17 protein-coding genes are annotated in these 20118 nt (G+C 73.7%); 5 read left to right on the forward strand and 12 right to left on the reverse strand.

Annotated features, from left to right (window positions below; translation table 11 throughout):
* Nucleotides 1-147: 147 nt before the first annotated feature.
* Entirely contained in the window at nucleotides 148-1311 is a 1164-nt protein-coding gene (locus tag ACIPXM_RS12990; RefSeq protein WP_401654901.1) for an ROK family transcriptional regulator, read from the reverse strand.
* Nucleotides 1312-1458: 147 nt separating this feature from the next.
* Between ACIPXM_RS12990 and ACIPXM_RS12995 the strand changes: the two genes are divergently transcribed.
* From ACIPXM_RS12995 to ACIPXM_RS13005, 3 genes are all read left to right on the forward strand, one after another.
* Nucleotides 1459-2724: an MFS transporter gene (locus tag ACIPXM_RS12995; protein WP_401654902.1), complete on the forward strand. Its 1266-nt coding sequence runs from the start codon at nucleotides 1459-1461 to the stop codon at nucleotides 2722-2724.
* Between the two features lie 175 nt (nucleotides 2725-2899).
* On the forward strand, nucleotides 2900-4348 hold the full coding sequence (locus ACIPXM_RS13000) for a uracil-xanthine permease family protein (protein WP_401654903.1): 1449 nt from the start codon (nucleotides 2900-2902) through the stop codon (nucleotides 4346-4348).
* Nucleotides 4349-4424: 76 nt separating this feature from the next.
* Nucleotides 4425-5153, forward strand: a complete 729-nt coding sequence (locus ACIPXM_RS13005; RefSeq protein WP_401654904.1) for a DUF5995 family protein — start codon at nucleotides 4425-4427, stop codon at nucleotides 5151-5153.
* A 20-nt stretch (nucleotides 5154-5173) separates the two neighbouring features.
* Here the strand turns inward: ACIPXM_RS13005 and ACIPXM_RS13010 are convergent, their stop codons facing one another.
* Together ACIPXM_RS13010 and ACIPXM_RS13015 are read right to left on the reverse strand one after the other, a co-directional pair.
* The gene (locus ACIPXM_RS13010; RefSeq protein ID WP_401654905.1) at nucleotides 5174-6886 is read right to left on the reverse strand and encodes a flavin monoamine oxidase family protein; all 1713 of its coding nucleotides are present in this window, start codon (nucleotides 6884-6886) and stop codon (nucleotides 5174-5176) included.
* A gap of 147 nt (nucleotides 6887-7033) precedes the next feature.
* Nucleotides 7034-7846 carry a carbon-nitrogen hydrolase family protein gene (locus tag ACIPXM_RS13015; protein WP_401654906.1) on the reverse strand — a complete coding sequence of 271 codons (813 nt, stop codon included), beginning with the start codon at nucleotides 7844-7846 and terminating at the stop codon, nucleotides 7034-7036.
* 444 nt (nucleotides 7847-8290) lie between these two features.
* On the opposite strand from ACIPXM_RS13015, the gene ACIPXM_RS13020 reads away from it, so the two are divergent.
* Entirely contained in the window at nucleotides 8291-8848 is a 558-nt protein-coding gene (locus ACIPXM_RS13020; protein ID WP_401654907.1) for a Repetin, read from the forward strand.
* A gap of 6 nt (nucleotides 8849-8854) precedes the next feature.
* Here the strand turns inward: ACIPXM_RS13020 and ACIPXM_RS13025 are convergent, their stop codons facing one another.
* Nucleotides 8855-9310: an Lrp/AsnC family transcriptional regulator gene (locus ACIPXM_RS13025; protein ID WP_401654908.1), complete on the reverse strand. Its 456-nt coding sequence runs from the start codon at nucleotides 9308-9310 to the stop codon at nucleotides 8855-8857.
* 10 nt (nucleotides 9311-9320) lie between these two features.
* Complete coding sequence (locus ACIPXM_RS13030) at nucleotides 9321-10817, reverse strand: amino acid permease (protein ID WP_401654909.1); 1497 nt, start codon at nucleotides 10815-10817, stop codon at nucleotides 9321-9323.
* Between the two features lie 438 nt (nucleotides 10818-11255).
* On the opposite strand from ACIPXM_RS13030, the gene ACIPXM_RS13035 reads away from it, so the two are divergent.
* Nucleotides 11256-12248: a GDSL-type esterase/lipase family protein gene (locus ACIPXM_RS13035; protein ID WP_401654910.1), complete on the forward strand. Its 993-nt coding sequence runs from the start codon at nucleotides 11256-11258 to the stop codon at nucleotides 12246-12248.
* Between the two features lie 147 nt (nucleotides 12249-12395).
* On the opposite strand, the gene ACIPXM_RS13040 is transcribed toward ACIPXM_RS13035, so the two are convergent.
* From ACIPXM_RS13040 to fmt, 7 genes are all read right to left on the reverse strand, one after another.
* A complete protein-coding gene (locus tag ACIPXM_RS13040) occupies nucleotides 12396-13838 on the reverse strand; it encodes a GuaB1 family IMP dehydrogenase-related protein (protein ID WP_401654911.1) in 1443 nt (480 codons plus the stop codon).
* A 116-nt stretch (nucleotides 13839-13954) separates the two neighbouring features.
* On the reverse strand, nucleotides 13955-14344 hold the full coding sequence (locus tag ACIPXM_RS13045) for a barstar family protein (RefSeq protein ID WP_401654912.1): 390 nt from the start codon (nucleotides 14342-14344) through the stop codon (nucleotides 13955-13957).
* Entirely contained in the window at nucleotides 14341-14865 is a 525-nt protein-coding gene (locus ACIPXM_RS13050) for a ribonuclease domain-containing protein (protein ID WP_401654913.1), read from the reverse strand. The genes ACIPXM_RS13045 and ACIPXM_RS13050 overlap by 4 nt, the downstream gene beginning before the upstream one ends.
* Nucleotides 14866-15018: 153 nt before the next feature.
* Entirely contained in the window at nucleotides 15019-16068 is a 1050-nt protein-coding gene (locus tag ACIPXM_RS13055; protein ID WP_401654914.1) for a sugar-binding transcriptional regulator, read from the reverse strand.
* Nucleotides 16069-16335: 267 nt separating this feature from the next.
* The gene (gene rpe / locus ACIPXM_RS13060; RefSeq protein ID WP_401654915.1) at nucleotides 16336-17019 is read right to left on the reverse strand and encodes a ribulose-phosphate 3-epimerase; all 684 of its coding nucleotides are present in this window, start codon (nucleotides 17017-17019) and stop codon (nucleotides 16336-16338) included.
* 254 nt (nucleotides 17020-17273) lie between these two features.
* A complete protein-coding gene (locus ACIPXM_RS13065) occupies nucleotides 17274-18701 on the reverse strand; it encodes an RsmB/NOP family class I SAM-dependent RNA methyltransferase (protein ID WP_401654916.1) in 1428 nt (475 codons plus the stop codon).
* 219 nt (nucleotides 18702-18920) lie between these two features.
* Nucleotides 18921-19853 carry a methionyl-tRNA formyltransferase gene (gene fmt / locus ACIPXM_RS13070; RefSeq protein WP_401655205.1) on the reverse strand — a complete coding sequence of 311 codons (933 nt, stop codon included), beginning with the start codon at nucleotides 19851-19853 and terminating at the stop codon, nucleotides 18921-18923.
* Between the last annotated feature and the right edge of the window lie 265 nt (nucleotides 19854-20118).

Genomic DNA, 20118 nt, shown 5'->3' on the forward strand with positions numbered 1-20118 from the left:
CCACCTGAGATACCCCCGGCGGCGGACTCACGGCCCTTGCCGTCGCCGGGCCACACCGCGCCGCGTTCCCCTGTCCGGGACGCGGCGCGGTGCCGTGTTCCCCGGGCCCGGCCCCGGCTCCCGCGCCCCGGTACGGAAGCGGCACCGTTACGGGAAGAGCGCGTCCTGGGCCGCGTCGCGGGCCGTGAGCAGGGCGCCGCGCAGGATGGCGGTGTCGCCGAGGGTGGTGGCGCGGACCTCGGTGCGCAGCGGGGAGAGCGCCGCGAGCCGCTCCTCGACGCGGGCGGCGAGCGCGGGCCCGCCCCGGTGGCCGGTCTCGCCGCCGAGCACCACGCATCCGGGGTCGAGGACGGCCGCGACCGAGGCCGCGCCGATCGCGAGCCGGTCCACGAGCGTGTCGAGGAAGGCCGCGGTGCCGGAGCCGGACGGGCCGCCGGGCCCGGCACCGAGGGCGGTCTCCAGGGCGGTCGCCGGGTCGAGCCCGTGGCCGAGCGCCAGGGCGTCGACGGCCGCCGCGCAGGCCAGTTGGTGGAAGCCGCCGTCGCAGCCGTGCGCGGAGGGCAGCCCCGTGGTGCCGGGCACCGGCAGGAAGCCGATCTCGCCCGCGCCGCCGGAGGCGCCGCGCCGCAGCTTGCCGTCCAGGACGACGGCGGCGCCGATGCCCTGGCCCAGCCAGAGCAGCACGAAGGTGTCCCGGTCGGCGCGGGCGGCGCCCTCGCGGAGTTCGGCGACGGCGGCGAGGTTGACCTCGTTCTCGACCAGGACGGCGGCGGGCAGCCGCTCCCGGAGGGCGACGACCAGGCGCCGGTGCCACTCGGGCAGCTTGGCGGTGTCGCGCAGCTGCCGGGTGGCCGGGTCGATCAGGCCGGGCGCGCCGACGGCGACGGTGTGCAGCCGGCCGGCGCCCGCGTCCCGGGCGGTGCGTTCGAGAAGTTCCACCGCGCGGTCGGCGGCGGGGCCGGGGGCGACGCCGTCGTCGATCGGCAGGGTGGCCTCGGCGACGGTGGTGCCGAGCAGGTCGGCGACCGCGACGGAGACCGAGCGGGTGCGCACGTCGAGCGCGGCGAGATGGGCCCGGTCGGCGACGATCCCGTACAGCTTGGCGTTGGGGCCGCGGCGCTCGGCGCCGGACTCGCCGACCACGTGCACGAGCCCGGAGCCGCTGAGCCGCTCGACGAGGTCGGCGACGGTGGGGCGGGACAGCCCGGTCAGCGTCTTCAGCTGGGTCGCCGTCAACGGGCCCTCGGCCTGGAGCAGGCCCAGTGCGAGCCGGTCGTTGATGGCCCGTGCGGTGCTCGGGGAAGCGGGCATGCGGGGATCCTCTCAGACGTCGGGGGGCGTCCGGACCTCGGTCCACTATTTATCAGGCAGGGTTCCTGATAGTTTACGCGCCACACACACCACACAGACGGCACCGACACTCGGCTTCGGCACCGGCTCCGGGGAGGGGCACCTCATATGGCGGACGGAACCGTCTTCACCACCGAGCGGCTGCGGCGGGCGCGCTTCGCCGTCGCCGCCGTCTTCTGCGTCCACGGCGCGGTCACCGGCAGCTTCGCCACCCGGATCCCGTGGATCCAGGAGCACGCGGGCGTGAGCGCGGGCCAGTTGGGCCTCGCGCTGGCCTTCCCGGCGATCGGCGCCTCGCTCGCGATGCCGCTGGCCGGGGCGATCAGCCACCGCTTCGGCGCCCGCAACGCGCTGCGCGGGCTGCTCGCGCTGTGGACCCTCGCGCTGATCATGCCGTCGCTCGCGCCCGACATCTACGGGCTGTGCGCCGTGCTCCTGGTGTACGGCGCCACCGCGGGCATGTCGGACGTGGCGATGAACGCACTCGGCGTCGAGACCGAGAGCAGGCTCGGCCGCTCGATCATGTCGAGCCTGCACGGCATGTGGAGCGTGGGCGCCCTGATCGGCTCGGCGGCCGGCACGGTCGCCGCCCATGCCGGCACCGACGCCCGGCTGCACCACCTGGTGGCGGCCCTGGTGCTCACCGCGGCCGGTCTGGCCGCCTGCCAGGGCGTGCTCGACCTGACCAGCGCGCCCGAGGAGGAGGCGCCGCCGAGGTTCGCGCTGCCGCCGAAGTCGGCCCTGGTGATCGGTGCGATCGGGTTCTGCGCGGTGTTCGCCGAGGGCGCCAGCCTGGACTGGTCGGCGGTCTACCTGAAGGACGAGCTGGGCACCTCGGCCGGGCTCGCGGCGGCCTCCACCACCGCCTTCGCGCTGACCATGGCGGTCGCCCGGCTGGTCGGCGACCGGGTGGTGGACCGGTTCGGCGCGGTCCGTACCGTACGGGTCGGGGGCGCGGCCGCCACCCTCGGCGGCGTGCTCGTGGTCACCGCCCCGCACGCGGCGGTGGCGCTGACCGGTTTCGGCCTCATCGGGCTCGGCGTGGCCGTGGTGGTGCCGCTGGCGTTCGCCGCGGCGGGCCGCAGCGGGCCGAACCCGAGCCAGGCGATCGCGGGTGTCGCCACCATCACGTACACCTCGGGTCTGATCGCGCCCTCGGCGATCGGCGGGATCGCCGACGCGACCTCGCTGATGTTCTCCTTCGGTCTGGTCACGGTGCTCGCGTTCGGTCTGGTGATCGGGGCGAACGTGCTGCGGGCGGCGGGCCGGACGCCGGGGACGAAGGACGCCGAGGGGGGCACCGGCGGCACGGACGGCCCGGGCGGGGCGGCGGACCGGGCGGCGACGGCGGGCGCCACTGAAGGCGTGCGCTGAGCCCGGCCCGCTCCCGCTCCCGCTCTCGCTGGGCCGACGGGTCCATCGGCCCGGGTGCGCCGGACTTCCGGACGGGGTGAGGGCCGCTGTCGCGGCTTACCATGTGGCTGATCTTTTTCGGTCCTGGCGCGACGTGGCCGGACCCGATCCGACCTCGGAGAACTGGAGCGAGCACATGAGCCTCGGCGTGCGCTGGACCTTGCACGGCGACGGGAGGACACCCGCTCCGGGAGCCGTCGTCCGGCCGGACGAGCGGCTCTCCTGGCCCCGTACGGCCGGCCTCGGCGCGCAGCACGTGGTCGCGATGTTCGGGGCGTCGTTCGTCGCCCCGGTGCTCATGGGTCTCGATCCCAACCTGGCGATCATGATGTCCGGTGTCGCCACCGTGATCTTCCTGCTCGCGACCCGCGGCACCGTCCCGTCCTACCTGGGCTGTTCGCTGTCGTTCGTGGGTGTGGCCGCCGCGATCCGCGCCTCGGGCGGGTCGAGCGCGACGGTGACCGGCGCCGTGTTCGTGGTCGGCGCGGCGCTGTTCCTGGCGGGGCTCGCGGTGCGGAAGTTCGGCGCCCGGATCATCCACGCGGCGATGCCGCCGGTGGTCACCGGCGCCGTCGTCATGCTGATCGGCTTCAACCTGGCCCCGGTGACGGCCTCCACCTACTGGCCGCAGGACCAGTGGACGGCGCTCCTGGTGATGCTGTTCACCGGGCTCGCGGTGGTCGCGCTGCGCGGTTTCTGGTCGCGGATCGCGATCTTCCTCGGCCTGATCTTCGGCTACGGCATCTCCTGGATCTTCGACCTGGTCTTCGGCAAGATCCACTCGGTGTCGGCGGGCGGCCAGGTCACCGACCACTGGCGGCTGGACCTCTCCGGCGTCTCCAAGGCCGACTGGATCGGCCTGCCCAGCCTGCACGGCCCCAGCTTCGAGTGGTCCGCGATCCTGGTCGCGCTGCCGGTCGTGATCGCGCTGATCGCCGAGAACGCCGGACACGTCAAGGCGGTCGGCGAGATGACCGGCGACCCGCTCGACGACAAGCTCGGCACCGCGATCGCGGCCGACGGCGCCGCGTCCATGCTGTCCACCGCCGTCGGCGGCCCGCCGAACACCACCTACTCCGAGAACATCGGCGTGATGGCGGCGACCCGGGTCTACTCCACCGCCGCCTACTGGGCGGCGGCCGGATTCGCGCTGCTCTTCGGCCTCTGCCCCAAGTTCGGCGCGATCGTCGCCGCGATCCCGGGCGGTGTGCTCGGCGGCATCACGGTGATCCTGTACGGCATGATCGGCCTGCTCGGCGCCCAGATCTGGATCAACGCCAAGGTCGACCTGCGCAACCCGCTCAACCTGGTGCCCGCCGCGGCCGGCATCATCATCGGCGTCGGCGGCGTGAAGCTGACCTTCACCGACACCTTCGAGCTCGGCGGCATCGCGCTCGGCACCATCGTGGTCATCACCGGCTACCACGTGCTGCGGGCGCTCGCCCCGGCCCACATGAAGGAGCAGGAGCCGCTGCTCGACTCCGGCACCAGCTCGTACGAGAGCGGCTCCGGCGGCGGTTCCGGCGGCGGTTCCGAGGACACGGCCGGCGGGAGCACGCCGCCGGGGCGCCCGGGCGCGAACTAGCCGCGGATTCGCCCGTTCTGGGGAAGCCGGGCGGCGGAACGCCACCGTCCGGCCCCGCGGCTGCCACCCTGCACCCATGGCGCAGACGCAAGCCCACGACCTCCCGCTCGGGCCGTTCACGGCCGTCGACCCGGTGGTGCACCGGATGCGGGCCATCCGCGCGGCCGCGCACCCGGCCGACGGGGTCGCGGTGTTCAACCGGGTCTATCTGACGGTCACCGAGGAGATCGGCCGGGCCATCGAGGCGGGCACCTTCGCCGACCGGCGGGCCGCCGCCACTCTCGACGTACGGTTCGCCCAGCGCTATCTCTCGGTCGTCGACGCGGTCGCGGGCGGCGGCCCGGCCCCCGCGTGCTGGCGGCCGCTGTTCCACTACCGGCGCCATCCCGGCGTACGGCCGCTGCAGTTCGCGCTCGCCGGGATCAACGCCCACATCGGGCACGACCTCGCGCTCGCGGTGGTCGACACCTGCCGGGCCCTGGAGTGCGCGCCCGCCGACCTGGAGGACGAGTTCGACCGGGTCGGCGACATCCTGGTGCTCCTGGAGGAGCGGATCCGGGAGGAGCTGATGCCGGGCCCGGACCTGCTGGAGATCGCGGACCCGCTGACGCATCTGCTGGGCTGCTGGAGCCTGGACCGGGCCCGCGACGGGGCCTGGCTGGCCGCCCGCTCGCTGTGGCAGCTGCGCGGACTGCCGGAGCTCGCCGAGGAGTTCACCGAACGCCTCGACCGGTCGGTGGGCCTGGTGGGACGGATGCTGCTGACCCCGCTGGCCAGGCCCGAGGACCTGCGCCGCCCCCGCTAGGGCCGCGCGGCCCCCGGCGGTCAGTCCTCCGGCAGCTCGACCGGGGCGATCTCGTCGTAGACGTCGCCGGGGCCCGGGTTGGTGGCGTCGGTGGTGCCGCCGAAGTGGTGCATCACGCCCCACACAGCGTTGAGCGCCGTCTGCACCGCGCCCTCCGCCCAGCCCGCCGTCCACGAGATGTCGTCACCGGCCAGGAAGATGCCCCGCTTGTCCTCGGGCAGCCGGTCCTGCATGAAGTGGGTGAACAGCCGGCGCTGGTAGCGGTAGTGGCCGGGCAGGTTCGCCTTGAAGGCGCCCATGAAGTAGGGCTCGTTCTCCCAGGACACGGTCACCGGGTTGCCGATGATGTGGCTGCGGATGTCGACCCCGGGGTAGATCTCGCCGAGCGACTTCAGCATGACCTCCATCCGCTCGTTCGCGGACAGCGGCAGCCACTTCAGGCTGTCGTCGCACCAGGTGTACGACAGGCAGATCACGGCCGGCTTGTCCGGGCCGTCGTCCAGCAGGTAGGTGCCGCGGGTCATCCGGTCGGTCAGCGTCATCGACATGACGTCACGGCCGGTCGGCTCGCCCTTGTCGTCGACGGCCTTGTCCAGCCAGAACGGCCGGTCGACCGGCACGAACAGCTTGGAGCTCTCCATGTAGTGGGTGCGCTCGATCGCCGTCCAGTGGTCGATCGGGAAGAGCGAGTCGTCGCAGGCGATCTTGGAGAGCAGCATCCAGGACTGCGCGGTGAAGATCGCCGCCCGGTAGGTGCGGATGTCGCCGTTGGCGTCGGTCACCGTGATGTGGTTGCCCGTGGTGCGGTGCAGCCGGGTGACGGCGGGCTTGGGGGTACGGCCCTCGTGCAGCGAGGCGAGCGAGGTGCCCTGCGCCCAGTGCACGATCTTCTCCGGCTCGCGCTCCCACATCCGCAGCGGCAGCTGCTGGGAACCGCCGTCGATGCCCTGGTGGTGGTCGTCGGCCTCGGTGTAGACGACCCGCAGGATCTCCAGGATGGAGTTCGGGAAGTCGGTGTCCCAGCCGCCGGTGCCGAAGCCGACCTGGCCGAAGATCTCGCGGTGCCGGAAGGACTTGAACGACTCGGACTCGCACAGGAAGCCGTAGAAGGTCTGGTTGTCGAGCTTCTCGACCAGCCGGGCCCAGATCTCCCGGATCCGCGGCACGTCGCGCTCGCGCATCGCCCGGTTCATGTCGGAGAAGTCGGCGCCCTCGTCCAGGCAGCGGTTCCACGCCTCGGCGACGTCGCGGTAGACCTGCGGCAGGTCGGCCACGGTCTCGGCGTAGTGCGACTCGCCCTTGAGGTCGACGACGGTCGACGGGGTCGCCTCGGCGAGCGGGTTCGGGAACGGCGAGGTGGTCAGGCCGACCAGGTCGATGTAGTGCTGGAGCGCCGTCGAGGAGGGCGGGAAGCGCATCGCGCCCATCTCGGCGGTCAGGCCCTCGGCGCCGGTGCCCTCGAAGCCCACCGTGCGCAGCCGGCCGCCGATCTGGTCGGCCTCGTAGACGACGGGCTTGAGGCCCATCTTCATCAGCTCGTAGGCGGCGACGATGCCCGAGAGACCGCCGCCGATGACGGCGACCTCGGTGCCGTGCTCGGTCGCCGGTATCTGGCCGAGCCCGGCCGGGTGGGCCAGGAAGTCGTCGTAGGCGTACGGGAAGTCCGGCCCGAACATGGTGATCGGCGGCTGCGCGTCGGTGTGCTGGACGGCGGTGGGCAGCGTGGACGTCATGGGGTACGGACTCCTTGCACGAAAGCGGTGGAACAGACGGGGAGGTCGGGGGGCGCGGCGCGCGGGCGGCTCAGGACACGGTCAGGGCCTGATCAGGGCGTGGTCCGGTCCTGGTCCGGGCCCGGGCCGGGCGCGGCCGGGGCGTGATCACGGTGCGGTCAGCGGCCCGTACAGGCCGGGACGGCGGTCGGCCAGGTACGGGTTGAGCGCCCGCGAGGCGGCCAGGGCGGCCGGGTCGACGTCGCCGAACAGCAGGTCCTCGCCCTGTCCGGCGCGGACCCGGGCGGTGCCGTCGGGGCCCGCCAGGGTGGACCGGCCGACGAACTCGAAGTCGCCCTCGGGGCCGGTGCGGTTGGCGTACGCGATGTAGAGCTGGTTCTCGAAGGCGCGCACCGGGACCACCGCGTCCGGGACGATCTCGGCGGGGTGCATCAGGGCGGTCGGCACGAGCAGCAGATCGGTGCCGGCCAGGGCCTGCGCCCGGACGTTCTCCGGGAACTCGACGTCGTAGCAGATCATCATGCCGACGGTGAGGCCGCCGAGCTCGGCCTGCGCCACGCCGGTGTCGCCGGGCGTGAACCACTCGGCCTCGAAGCCGCCGAAGAGGTGGGTCTTGCGGTAGCGGATCAGCGAGGCGCCGTCCGGGCCGAACAGCTGGGCGGCGTTGTAGATCACACCGTGCCGCTCGGTGTCGCGCTCGGGGTAGCCGTAGCCGATGGCGAGGCCGTGCCGGGCGGCGAGGGCCGCGACGGCGTCGGCGGAGGGGCCGTCGGAGGGCTCGGCGAGCCGGGCGATGTCGGCGCCGATGGCGTAGCCGGTGAGGAAGAGCTCGGGCGCGAGCAGCACGCCCGCCCCGGCGGCCGCGGCGCGTCCGGCGGCCTCGTCGAGGATCTTCAGATTGCCGGCGACGTCACCGAGCCGGCCGGAGCTCTGGAGCAGGGCGGTGCGCAGCGCGGGCATGGTGATCCTCGTGGGGGCGGTGGGGCGGCAGGTGCCGAGGGGGCGATGGCGATTCAAGGGGAAGACGTCAAAAACGGTACGGTTTCGGGCTCGGCCCGGACAAGGCGAGACCGTTGCGGACCGACCGTCGAACCGTTGCGCGATCACCGGCCGGGGCGGCGATTCGTTGCGCGGGGCCCGTGGGGTGCTTCGCGGGCACCCCGGGGGCGCTGCCGGGCCCCCGGCCGGACCGGATCCGGGGGCCGGGACCGAGGCCGGACCGAGACCGGACCGAGGCCGCTGCCGGGGGTGCTCCGACCGGGGGCGTACGGCTCCCCCGCCGCGTGGCGGAGACGGGGACCGTGCCGTGGCGCGATGTCCCGGCGGGGTGGCGGCGGAAGAGTGGTGCGTGCCCGGTCGGAGCGACCGGAACACCGCAGGACCTGCCGAAAGGACCGCACGGTCATGAACCGTCGTACGAAGATCGCCGCCCTCGCCGCCGCACTGCTGATCACCGCGGGCGGCGCCGGATCCGCCGCCGTGGCCTCGGGCGACGGGAGGGGCGCGCACCGCGAGGCGGCGGCGCTGACCGGCACGGCGAAGCTGTACCGCCCGGCCGGGGACGACATCACCTTCTCCTTCGACGCCCACCTGGCGGCGAAGGACAACATGAACCCGCAGGCGGCCACCGGCACCTTCTGGTTCAGCCACTACCGGGACGGCAAGGGCGGCAAGGCGGCCGTGAAGGTGGACTGCCTGGTCACCGGCGGCAAGGTGGCGGTGGTGACCGGCCGGGTGACCGAGACGGACGTCAAGGAGTTCGAGGGCGCCCGGGTCGGTGTCTCGGTGCACGACCTGGGCGGGCGCGACCGGCTCGGCTACAGCTGGATGACCCAGGACCCCGACAAGGGCGATGTGCCGCCGTGCCAGACCGCGCCGCCGTTCGAGAAGGTCAAGGCCGGTACGGGCGACTTCCGGGTGCTGCCCTGGCTGCCGGAGTACGAGCAGCCCGCCGCCCGCTGAGGACCGTCAGGTCGGCGAGCCGGAGGAGAAGCGGCGCAGCAGCGGTGAGAGCACCAGGACGGACTTGGTGCGCTCCACGAAGGGCTCGCCCGCGATGCGCTCCAGGACGCGCTCGAAGTGGCGCATGTCGGAGGCGAAGACCTGCACGACGGCGTCCGCGTCACCGGTCACGGTCGACGCGGACACCACCTCCGGATACCGCTCCAACCCTCGCCGGATGTCCTCCGGCGAGGTGTTGTGGCGGCAGAAGATCTCGACGAAGCCCTCCGTCTCCCAGCCGAGCGCCGCCGGGTCCACCCGTACGGTGAAGCCGGTGATGGCGCCCTCGGCCCGGAGCCGGTCCACGCGCCGTTTCACGGCGGGCGCGGAGAGTCCGACGAGCGAGCCGATGTCGGCGTAGCTGCGGCGGGCGTCTTCCGCGAGGGCGTGGACGATGCGTTCGTCGAGGTCGTTGAGTCGCACTACGGGTGGATCACTTCTCTGCGGGGGCCTCTGCCACGGCCGGTGCCGTGGCCAGTCGGGAGCGGCGCATGCCGTACAGGAAGTAGAACACGAGTCCCGCGGCCATCCAGCAACCGAAGACCACCCAGGTGATCGAGTCGAGGCTGAACATGTTGTAGACGCAGAAGATCAGGCCGAGCGCCGGGAGGACCGGGCCGAACACGACCTTGAAGGTGCGCGGCATGTCGGGGCGGGTGTAGCGGAGCACCACGACCGCGATGTTGACCAGGGCGAAGGCGAACAGGGTGCCGATGCTGGTGGCGTCGACGAGCTTGCCGAGCGGGATCATCGAGGCGAGCGCGGCGCAGAACAGCGAGACGATCACGGTGTTGACGCGCGGGGTGCCGGTCTTGGCGCTGACCCGGCCGAAGACCTTGGGGACCAGGCCGTCGCGGGACATGGCGAACAGCACGCGGGTCTGGCCGTAGAGCACGGTGAGGACGACGCTGGCGATGGAGATGACGGCGCCGGCGGCGAGCAGGGTGCCCCAGAAGGACTGGCCGGTGACATCGTTCATGATCGCCGCCAGGGTGGCCTCGGAGCCCGCGAAGTCCTTCCAGTGCCAGGCGCCGACCGCGACGGCGGCGACGAGGACGTACAGGACCGTGACGATGACCAGCGAGAGCATGATCGCCCGCGGCAGGTCGCGCTTGGGGTTCTTGGCCTCCTCGCCCGCCGTGGAGGCGGCGTCGAAGCCGATGTACGAGAAGAACAGGGTGGCGCTCGCGGCGCCGATGCCGTTGACGCCGAGCGGCATGAAGTCCTTGTAGTTGCCGGACTTGAAGCCCATGAAGCCGATGGCGCAGAACAGCACCAGGGCGGCGATCTTCACCGCGACCATGATGGTGTTGACCACGGCGGACTCGCGGGCGCCGCCGAGCAGGAACACCATCGCGAGCAGGACCACGATGAGGCCCGGCAGGTTGATGATGCCGCCCTCGCCCGGGGCGGAGGAGAGCACGTCGGGGATGGTGACGCCGATGGTGCCGTCGAGCAGTTCGTTCAGGTACTCGCCCCAGCCGACCGCGACGGCGGCGACCGAGACGCCGTACTCCAGGACCAGACACCAGCCGCAGACCCAGGCGACGAGTTCACCCATCGTTGCGTACGCGTACGAGTACGAGGAGCCCGCGACCGGTATCGACCCGGCCAGCTCGGCGTAGGACAGGGCCGAGAACAGCGCCGTGAGTCCGGCGATGACGAACGCGACCGTGACGGCCGGGCCGGCCTTCGGGACCGCGTCGCCGAGCACCACGAAGATGCCGGTGCCGAGCGTCGCACCGATGCTGATCATGGTCAGCTGCCACATCGAGAGGGAGCGGCGGAGCGTTCCGCCCTCCCCCTGGCCACCTTCCGTGACCAGGACTTCCACCGGCTTGCGGCGGATCAGGGCGGAGAGCGGGGAGGTGGTGCGAGAGGTGGGGGCGGTCGTGTCCTCGACCGGTGGGGCTGCGCCGTGGTCCAGCACTGCGGAGGCTCCTTATCGCTGCCTGTCGGCGGGGCGGGGACCACGGCGGCCACGCGGGCAGGCCGAAGCCGCCCACGGGGGGAGGGGAGACCGCCGAGCAGGCGGTCGCCGCCACTCCTGGTACGGGGCATGAGCCTAGGGCCCCGCGGTTCGCATCCGTAATGCAGGGTTGTTGCGCAGTGCCGGATGATCATTGCGCGCTCGGGGCCGGGACGGGGAAACATTGCGCGCCCCTGCATGAATCGACACATCGGGGGCATTGGCGCTCCTCCGGCGCGGGCGGTCGGCGGGGGCTCCAGGACGGGCCTCGCGGGGCGATGCGCCGACGCGGTACGGACGGGCCGCGCGGACCTGCCGAAGTGCGCGCCGGGACCGTCGCGCGCATTGACTCCTCCGGGCCGGTCACGCACGCTGCACCCGCCCGAACGGAGGTCATCGGTGAGCTGGCTGGAGCCCGAACCCTTTCTGCGCGGTACCGCCTGGCGGGACGGCGACCGCCCGGTCCGCGCCGACCCCGCCGACCTGGCGCGGCTGCCCTGGGACATCGCGCAGCGGGCCGAACTCCCCATCGGGGTACGGCTCGAGTTCACCGCGACGCCCGGCACCCGGGCGGTGCTGCTGCGCTACCGGGCCACCGTCCCGGCCGCCGGGGACGCGCTCAGGTCGCTGCGGCACGGCTTCGCGCTGTGGCGGGGCGGCAGCTGTGTGGCCGAGGTGTTCGCCGAACCGGTGACGGAGGGCACCGTACGGCTCGAACTGCCGCCATGCGGCGGCGAGTTCACCGTGCATCCGCCGGAGGGGCAGGCGCCCGTGCTGCTCGGTCTGCGGGCGGTCGGCGGGGCCCTCGGGCCCGCCCCGCACCGGCCGCGCTGGCTGGTGCACGGCGACTCGATCACCGAGGGCTGGTGGTCCACCCGCCCGGCGCACTCCTGGCCCTCGACGGCGGGCCGGCTGCTCGGCCTCGACGCGGTGAACCTGGGGTTCGCGGGCGGCGCGCGCGGCGAGCTCCCGCTGGCCGAGCAGCTCGCCCGGCTCCCCGGCGACCTGATCACCCTCGCCTTCGGCACCAACTGCTGGGCCGTCGTGCCCTGTTCGGCGCCGCTCCTGTACGAGACCACCCGGGCCTTCGTCACCCTGGTCCGGGGCGGCCACCCCGACACCCCGCTGCTGCTGCTCTCCCCCGTGCTCCGCCCGGCGGCCGAGGACACCGGCAACGCGCTCGGCGCCACCCTGGGCGCGCTGCGCGGGGCGATGGAGAGCGCGGTGCTCGATCTGATGGCGGCGGGCGACACCCGGCTCGCGCTGCTGCCCGGCGGGGCGCTGCTCGGTCCCGGCGACCTCGCCGACGGTCTGCACCCGAACGACCGGGGCCACCGGAGGATCGCGACGGCGGTGGCGGGCGCGCTGCGGGCCGCCCGCTTCGTCGCCTGAGCGCGTCCGGGCACGTCTGGGCACGTCTGGGGCGCACCGGGGGCGCGGCCGGGGCCCGGAGCCGTCCAGGCCCGCCCCCGGTCCCGTACGGCCCGGGAAACGCCGCAGGCCCCCGGGAGAAGCTCCCAGGGGCCTGCGGGCCGCGGACTAGCTCCAGCTGGCGTGCAGCGGCTTGCCCTCGGCGTAACCGGCGGCCGACTGGATGCCGACGACCGCGCGGTCCTCGAACTCGGCCAGGTTGTTGGCACCGGCGTAGGTGCAGGACGAGCGGACACCGGCGATGATCGAGTCGATCAGGTCCTCGACGCCCGGACGCTGCGGGTCCAGGAACATCCGCGAGGTGGAGATGCCCTCCTCGAACAGCGCCTTGCGGGCGCGGTCGTAGGACGACTCCTCGCTGGTGCGGTTCTTGACGGCGCGGGCCGAGGCCATGCCGAAGGACTCCTTGTAGAGGCGCCCGTTGGCGTCCTGCTGGAGGTCGCCCGGGGACTCGAAGGTCCCGGCGAACCAGGAGCCGATCATCACGTTGGACGCACCGGCGGCGAGCGCCATGGCGACGTCACGGGGGTGACGGACACCGCCGTCGGCCCAGACGTGCTTGCCGTACTTCTTCGCCTCGGCGGCGCACTCCAGGACGGCCGAGAACTGCGGGCGGCCGACCCCGGTCATCATCCGGGTGGTGCACATGGCGCCGGGGCCGACACCGACCTTGATGATGTCCGCGCCGGCCTCGATGAGGTCCTTGACGCCCTCGGCGGCGACGATGTTGCCCGCGACGATCGGGACGTGCGGGTCGAGCGCCCGGACGGTCCTGATCGCGGCGATCATCGACTCCTGGTGGCCGTGCGCGGTGTCGATGACGAGCGTGTCCACGCCCGCGTCGAGCAGCTGCTTGGCCTTGCCCGCCACGTCGCCGTTGATGCCGACGGCGGCCGCGATGCGCAGCTTGCCCTGGGCGTCGACGGCCGGGGTGTAGAGGGTCGCGCGGAGCGCGCCCTTGCGGGTGAGGATGCCGACCAGCTTGCCGTCGGCGTCGACGGCCGGGGCGTAGCGGCGGTTGGCGCCGTCCAGCTTGTTGAACGCCTCGCGCGGCGCGATGTCCGCGTCGAGCAGCAGCAGGTCCTTGGACATGACCTCGGACAGCTGGGTGAAGCGGTCCACACCGGTCAGGTCGGCGTCGGTGACGACGCCCACCGGGCGGCGGTGCTCGTCGACGACGACACCGGCCTCGTGGGCGCGCTTGGGGAGCAGCGCCAGGGCGTCGGCGACGGTCTGGTGCGGCTCCAGGACGATCGGCGTGTCGAGGACCAGGTGGCGGGACTTCACCCAGGAGATGACGTCGGTGACGACCTCGATCGGGATGTCCTGCGGGATGACGACCAGTCCGCCGCGGCGGGCGACGGTCTCGGCCATCCGGCGGCCGGCGATGGCGGTCATGTTGGCCACGACCAGCGGGATCGTCGTACCGGTCCCGTCGGGGGCGGAGAGGTCCACGGCCTGGCGGGAACCCACGGCCGAGCGGCTCGGCACCATGAACACATCGTCGTACGTGAGGTCGTACGGCGGCTTGACGTCATTGAGGAAACGCACGTGCTGACATCCCAGTCGTTCGGATCGGCCCCTAGGCATTTCAGCCAGGGGAAAAAGCACGTAGTTCATTGTCCCATGCCCGTACACCTACCCGTCCCGGGCGATTCATCCGAGGCTCACGGGGACCCGTTCGTCGGATCCTCCGAAAACGGGGCGGAACCCGCGGCGCCCGTGGGCTCGCCGAGCGCGAGCAGCACCCCGAGCCGGGCCGGGCGCTCCTCGACGGCGGTGGCGAAGACGTCCTGGGCCACCTGCCACTCCCGGGGGTGGACCCGGGCCCAGCCCTGCCAGCCGGTGACGACGAGGACGACCGGGCGGGGCAGGTCGGTGAGGGAGTCGGCGAGCGCGTCCCAGTTGCGCCCGAACCAGTCGGGCAGCGCGAGCGCGGCCGCGCAGCGGTCCATGAAGGCGGCCTTGTCCGTGACCCCGTACAGGTCGAGGACGACGGTCTCGCGGCCGTGCGGGGCGCCGAGGCCGTCAGGGTGTTCGGGGTCGTCGAATCTCATTCGGCGATCACCTCCCGGAAGCTCGCGTAGTGGTCGGCGGTGTAGTAGATCTCCCCGTCCTGGCCCGTGACGATGCGCCGCGCGCCCCGGTCCCGCCCGCCCGGCGTCTTCACCGTGTACTCGCGGTAGTAGCCGCGCGGCCTGCGGGGCAGCTCCCGCTCGAAGTTGCCGAAGACGCTGCCGTCCTTGGCGTACGGGAAGGGGCCGTCGGAGCGGATCAGCGCGAGGGTCCTGCGCGCCTCGGGCGGCAGGTCGGCCGCGCGGACGGTGGGCAGGCCGGAGGCGGCGCTGGGGGCCCGTGAGGGTGCGGCGGTACGGGTCGGGGCGCCGGGCGTACGGGAGGGGGCGGCGGTACGGGTCGGGGCGGGCGCCGTGGCGGTCCTGGAGGCCGCACCGGGCGCCGTGGCGGCCGATCCTGACGAGGAGGCGGAGGAGCAGCCGGTGAGGCCCGTCAGGCCGGTCAGGAGCAGCGCGAGCCCGGCGAGCAGGGCGAGCCCGAGCCGGGCGCTTCGCTGGATCATGCCCCGATGCTGCCATCGCCCGGGCCGGAGCGCGCCGGGGGCGCGCCCGTGGCCGCGGGCGATGCGGGGTCGAGCTGCGAGGAGGCCGGGGGCCTGGGGGGCCTGGGGGCCTGGGGGGCCTGGGGGGCCTGGGGGGCCTGGGGGGCCTTGCGGTCAGTCGCCGTCCGGGTCGGCGCGCTCCAGGGCCGGGCGCGGGCCCGGGCTGAACTCGCTGAGCAGGTGGTCGGCGGCCGAGCGGTCGGTCACCAGGCTGGTGACCAGGCCGGAGCGGAGCACCGCGCCGATCGCGGCGGCCTTGCGCTGGCCGCCCGCGATGGCGACGACCTCGGGGATCCGGCGCAGCCGGTCCGCCTCGACGGTGATGCAGCGCTCGCCGAGGTCGCGGCCGACCCGGCGGCCCTCCGCGTCGAAGAGGTGCGCGGACATCTCGGCGGCGACGCCGAGCGACGCGTAGTGGGCGCGCTCCTCGTCGGAGAGCATGTCGTGCACGGTGGAGATGCCCGGCTCCCAGGAGCCGATGGAGACGCAGGCGACGGTGACCTTGTCGAAGTACTCGAAGGCCCGCGCGATGCCGGTCTGGCTGCGCAGCGCGTTCGCGGTGGCCGCGTCCGGCAGCAGCATCGGCGCGTAGATGGGGTGGGCCTCGCCGCCGGACACCTGGGCGGCCCGCCGGACCGCCTCGACCGAGCCGCGCTCGGCGGTGCCCGCGTCGTACACACCGGTGAGCTGGACGACGGTGCAGGGCGGCAGCCGGTCGAGGGCGGCCGCCATGTGGATGGTGGAGCGGCCCCAGGCCAGGCCCAGGACGTCGCCCTCGGTGACCAGCTCGCCGAGCAGGTCGGCCGCGACCTCGCCGAGGTTCTCCGGGTCGGGCGACTCGTCGTCGCCCTCCGCCGGGGACTCGACGACCACGGCGTGGCGCAGCCCGTAGCGGGCGCGCAGCGCGTCGGAGCGCTCCGCGTCCAGCTCGGCCGGCACGCGGATCTCGATGCGCACGAGGTCGCGCTCCAGGGCGGTCTCCAGGACCCGCGCCACCTTGAAGCGGCTCACGCCGAACTCCTCGGCGATCTGGATCTTCGACTTGCCCTCGAGGTAGAAGCGGCGGGCCATGGCCGCCGCCTGCACGAGCTCCGCGGGTCCCATCCGCAGGGCTGACCGTCCCGCCGACATACCCGCCACCGCGATCTCCTCACTGCTGTTCACGTACGGCTGCTCGCGTACACGTTCACGTACACATTCACGGTCGTTCCGGTACCGCTGACCGCTGACTGCCGACCGCCGGCGGACCGGGGTCCGCCGTGGGGGCGGCCGGCCGCCCGCGACACCGGAGCGGCCGATTTCACACTGTGGTGCTGTTCACATTCGGACTCACCGTCATCCTGTCAGATCCGGCGGGTCCTGATCGGCCGTGTCGGCGGTCCGACGGACCGCGTTCATGTACCGGTGGGTTACCGGTGGGCCGATGGAGGTTCAGTGGCCACACGCCCAGGCGGCCGTGGCCGTGGTGGCCTCGGCCTTGGCCCGGAGCGCGCGCACGGCGGCGGCCGGATCGGCCGCTCCGTACACCGCGGATCCGGCCACGAAGACGTCGGCACCGGCTTCGGCGCAGCGTTCGATGGTGGACTCGGCGACGCCGCCGTCGACCTGGAGCCAGAGTTCGAGGCCGTGCTTGGAGATCAGCTCACGGGTGCGGCGGATCTTCGGCAGCATGATGTCGAGGAACGCCTGGCCGCCGAAGCCGGGCTCGACGGTCATGATCAGGAGCATGTCGAGCTCGGGGAGCAGGTCCTCGTACGGCTCGATCGGGGTGGCGGGCTTCAGCGCCATCGACGCGCGGGCACCCTTGGCGCGGATCTCCCGGGCGAGCCGGACCGGCGCGGCGGCGGCCTCGACGTGGAAGGTGACCGAACCGGCCCCGGCCTCCACGTACTGCGGCGCCCAGCGGTCCGGGTCCTCGATCATCAGATGGCAGTCGAGGGGGGTCGTGGTGGACCGGCTCAGCGACTCGACGATCGGCACACCCAGCGTCAGGTTGGGCACGAAGTGGTTGTCCATCACGTCGACGTGCAGCCAGTCGGCGCCTTCCACCGCCTTCGCCTCATCGGCGAGCCGGGCGAAGTCCGCGGACAGGATGCTGGGATTGATCTGCGCCATGTGCCAAGCCTGCCATGTTCTTGAGGAGTTCTTTGCCGCGAAGCGTCGTGGATCCGTGAGCGGTCGGTTCACCCGGTACGCGTAATGGTACAGACCAGTTGTTTTCCGGCGCGGACACCTGTCCGGGCCGGAAGCCGGGCGCGGCCTCGGGCCGTGTCGGGGGCGGGTCCCGGCCCGCCCGGGCCCGCCACGAAGCCGCGCCGCGGCCGCCCCGCGACCGCGTCCGGCTCAGGCGGCCGGTTCAGGCGGCCGACTCAAGCGGTACGGCGGATCAGCGCCAAGTACATCGCGTCGGTGCCGTGCCGGTGCGGCCACAGCTGGACGTCCGGGCCGTCGCCGAGCTCGGGCACGCCGGGCAGCAGCGGGCGGGCGTCGATCAGCTCGTAGCCGCCGCCCGCCTTGCGCAGCACGTCGTCGACCACGACCCGGGTCTCGGCCAGGTGCGGCGAGCAGGTCGCGTAGCCGACGACGCCGCCGACCCGGACCGCCTTCAGGGCCTCGGCGAGCAGTCCGCGCTGCAGCGGCGCGAAACCGTCCAGGTCGGAGAGCCGGCGCCGCCAGCGGGCCTCGGGGCGGCGGCGCAGCGCGCCGAGCCCGGAGCAGGGCACGTCCATCAGGATCCGGTCGAAGGAGCCCTCGCGCCACGGCGGGCGGGTGCCGTCGGCGGTGATGACCTGGTACGGGCCGGGGTTCCCGGCCAGCGCGCGCTCCACGAGCCGGGCGCGGTGCGGCTGCTTCTCGGACGCGAGCAGCGCGGCGCCGCGCTCGGCGGCGAGGGCGCCGAGCAGCGCCGCCTTGCCGCCGGGGCCCGCGCAGCCGTCCAGCCAGCGACTGTCGGAGCCTTCGAGGGGCGCGTTGGCGAGGGCGAGCGCGACCAGCTGGCTGCCCTCGTCCTGGACCCCGGCCCGGCTGTCCCGCACGGCCTCGATGGCACCGGGCTCGCCGCCCTCGGTGAGCCGCAGGGCGTACGGCGACCAGCGCCCGGGCTCGGTCTCGGCGCTCGCGGCGAGCTCCTCGACGGTGGCCCGGCCGGGCCGGGCGACCAGGGTGACTTCGGGCCGCTCGTTGTCGGCCGCGAGCAGCGCCTCGATCCCGGCCCGGCCGCCGCCGAGCGCGTCCCAGAGCGCGGAGACCACCCAGCGGGGGTGCGAGTGGACGATGGCGAGGTGGTCCTCGGCGTCGTCCTCGTAGGGCGGCGCGACCCGCGCCACCCAGGTGTCGAAGTCGTCCTGGGCGATCTTGCGCAGTACGGCGTTCACGAACTTCGCCCGCCCGTCGCCGAGCACCACCCGGGCCAGCTCCACGGTGGCCGAGACGGCGGCGTGCGTGGGGATCCGGGTCCCGAGCAGCTGGTGGGCGCCGAGCCCGAGGACGTCGAGCACCGGCGGGTCGACCTCGCGCAGCGGCCGGTCGACACAGGCGGCGATGATCGCGTCGTACGTGCCCTGCCGGCGCAGCGTCCCGTAGACGAGCTCGGTCGCGAGCGCCGCGTCCCGCCCGTCGAAGTCCTCGTTCTTCTCCCGCGCCTTCTTGAGGAGCGGCGGAAGCACCAGGTTCGCGTACGCGTCCCGCTCGTCGACGGCCCGCAGCACCTCGAACGCGAGGATCCGGACCGGGTCCTTCTGTGGCCTGCGGTGCGGCCGGGGGGACTTGGGGGGACGGCGACGTGCCTGCTCGCTCAAAGGTGCTCCGCGTGAGGATGGACCGGTCCGGCCGGTACGGCCGGGGTGGGGCGGCCGGGGAACTGCGCTCCGGCACCACTCAGCGTAACGCCGCCGGGGCGGCGAGCGCGGCGCGGGCGGGGGGGGCGGGGGGGGCGGGGCTGGCGCTCGGCGGGGCGGGCCCGGGGCGCGGGGGCGGGCCGCCGCCCGGCACAGGCCCGGCCCCGCCCGTACGGGGCGCTACGCGCCGACCCGCTCCCCCGGGGCGATCCGGACGCCGCGCGCCCAGTCCGCCGCCTTCATCGGCTTCTTGCCCTGGGGCTGGACCCACAGCAGCTCGACGGCGTGCGAACCGGTGCCCACGTACACGTTGTTCTTGCCGACCGACAGCTCGCCGGGGGCGAGGTCGGTGCGGTCCGTGAGCAGGGCGGCCTGGACCAGCTTCAGCCGCTCGCCGCGGAACACGGTCCAGGCGCCGGGGGCCGGGGTGCAGCCGCGGACCACCCGGTCGACGCGCAGCGCCGGGGCGGCGAAGTCGACGAGGGCGTCCTCGACCTGGATCTTGGGGGCGAGGGTGATGCCGTCGGCGGGCTGCGGCACCGCCTTCAGGGTGCCGTCCTCGATGCCGTCCATGGTCGCCGCGAGCAGCCCGGCACCGGCGAAGGCGAGCCGGGTGAGCAGGTCGCCGGAGGTGTCGGTGGGGCGGACGTCCTCGGTGACGACCCCGTACACCGGGCCCGAGTCGAGGCCCTCCTCGATCTGGAAGGTGGACGCGCCGGTGACCTGGTCACCGGCCATCAGGGCGTGCTGCACCGGCGCCGCGCCACGCCAGGCGGGCAGCAGCGAGAAGTGCAGGTTGACCCAGCCGCGGGCGGGCACGTCGAGCGCGACGCGCGGCAGCAGCGCGCCGTAGGCGACGACCGGGCAGCAGTCGGGGGCGATCTCCCGGAGCCGGGCGAGGAACTCCTCGTCGCGCGGACGCGCGGGCTTCAGGACCTCGATCCCGGCCTCCTCGGCCCGCTCGGCGACGGGGCTCGCGACGAGTCGGCGGCCCCGCCCGGCGGGCGCGTCGGGCCGGGTGACGACGGCGGCCACCTCGTGCCGCCCGGAGGCGAGCAGGGCGTCCAGGGCGGGTACGGCGACCTCGGGGGTGCCTGCGAAGACCAGCTTCACGCGGGGGAACCTCTGCATCTCGGGGCGGTGACGGGCAACGCACCAGTTTAGACACCGCCGGGGCCGCGCCGCCCGGGTCACCCCAGGGCGTGTGTCGAAAGTCCCGCCTGCCCGGCGGCGCCCGGCACGCACGCTCGCCGCGTTGTCGGGCTCGCCGCGTTGTCTGGCTCGCCCCGATACGTCCAGTATCGCGGCGACCCTCCGCCTTGCGATCGCACGCGCCGGACACCGCCGGGCCTGCCCTTCGGGCAGCCGACGCTACTTT

The sequence above is a fragment of the Streptomyces sp. NPDC090025 genome (assembly GCF_044748125.1).
Lineage (GTDB): Bacteria > Actinomycetota > Actinomycetes > Streptomycetales > Streptomycetaceae > Streptomyces.

Bases quoted from the DNA above. Each gene is read 5' to 3' on its own strand.
- ACIPXM_RS12990 (WP_401654901.1), bottom strand. From the start codon at position 1,311: ATGCCCGCTTCCCCGAGCACCGCACGGGCCATCAACGACCGGCTCGCA.
- ACIPXM_RS12995 (WP_401654902.1), top strand. From the start codon at position 1,459: ATGGCGGACGGAACCGTCTTCACCACCGAGCGGCTGCGGCGGGCGCGC.
- ACIPXM_RS13000 (WP_401654903.1), top strand. From the start codon at position 2,900: ATGAGCCTCGGCGTGCGCTGGACCTTGCACGGCGACGGGAGGACACCC.
- ACIPXM_RS13005 (WP_401654904.1), top strand. From the start codon at position 4,425: ATGGCGCAGACGCAAGCCCACGACCTCCCGCTCGGGCCGTTCACGGCC.
- ACIPXM_RS13010 (WP_401654905.1), bottom strand. From the start codon at position 6,886: ATGACGTCCACGCTGCCCACCGCCGTCCAGCACACCGACGCGCAGCCG.
- ACIPXM_RS13015 (WP_401654906.1), bottom strand. From the start codon at position 7,846: ATGCCCGCGCTGCGCACCGCCCTGCTCCAGAGCTCCGGCCGGCTCGGT.
- ACIPXM_RS13020 (WP_401654907.1), top strand. From the start codon at position 8,291: ATGAACCGTCGTACGAAGATCGCCGCCCTCGCCGCCGCACTGCTGATC.
- ACIPXM_RS13045 (WP_401654912.1), bottom strand. From the start codon at position 14,344: ATGAGATTCGACGACCCCGAACACCCTGACGGCCTCGGCGCCCCGCAC.
- ACIPXM_RS13050 (WP_401654913.1), bottom strand. From the start codon at position 14,865: ATGATCCAGCGAAGCGCCCGGCTCGGGCTCGCCCTGCTCGCCGGGCTC.
- rpe (WP_401654915.1), bottom strand. From the start codon at position 17,019: ATGGCGCAGATCAATCCCAGCATCCTGTCCGCGGACTTCGCCCGGCTC.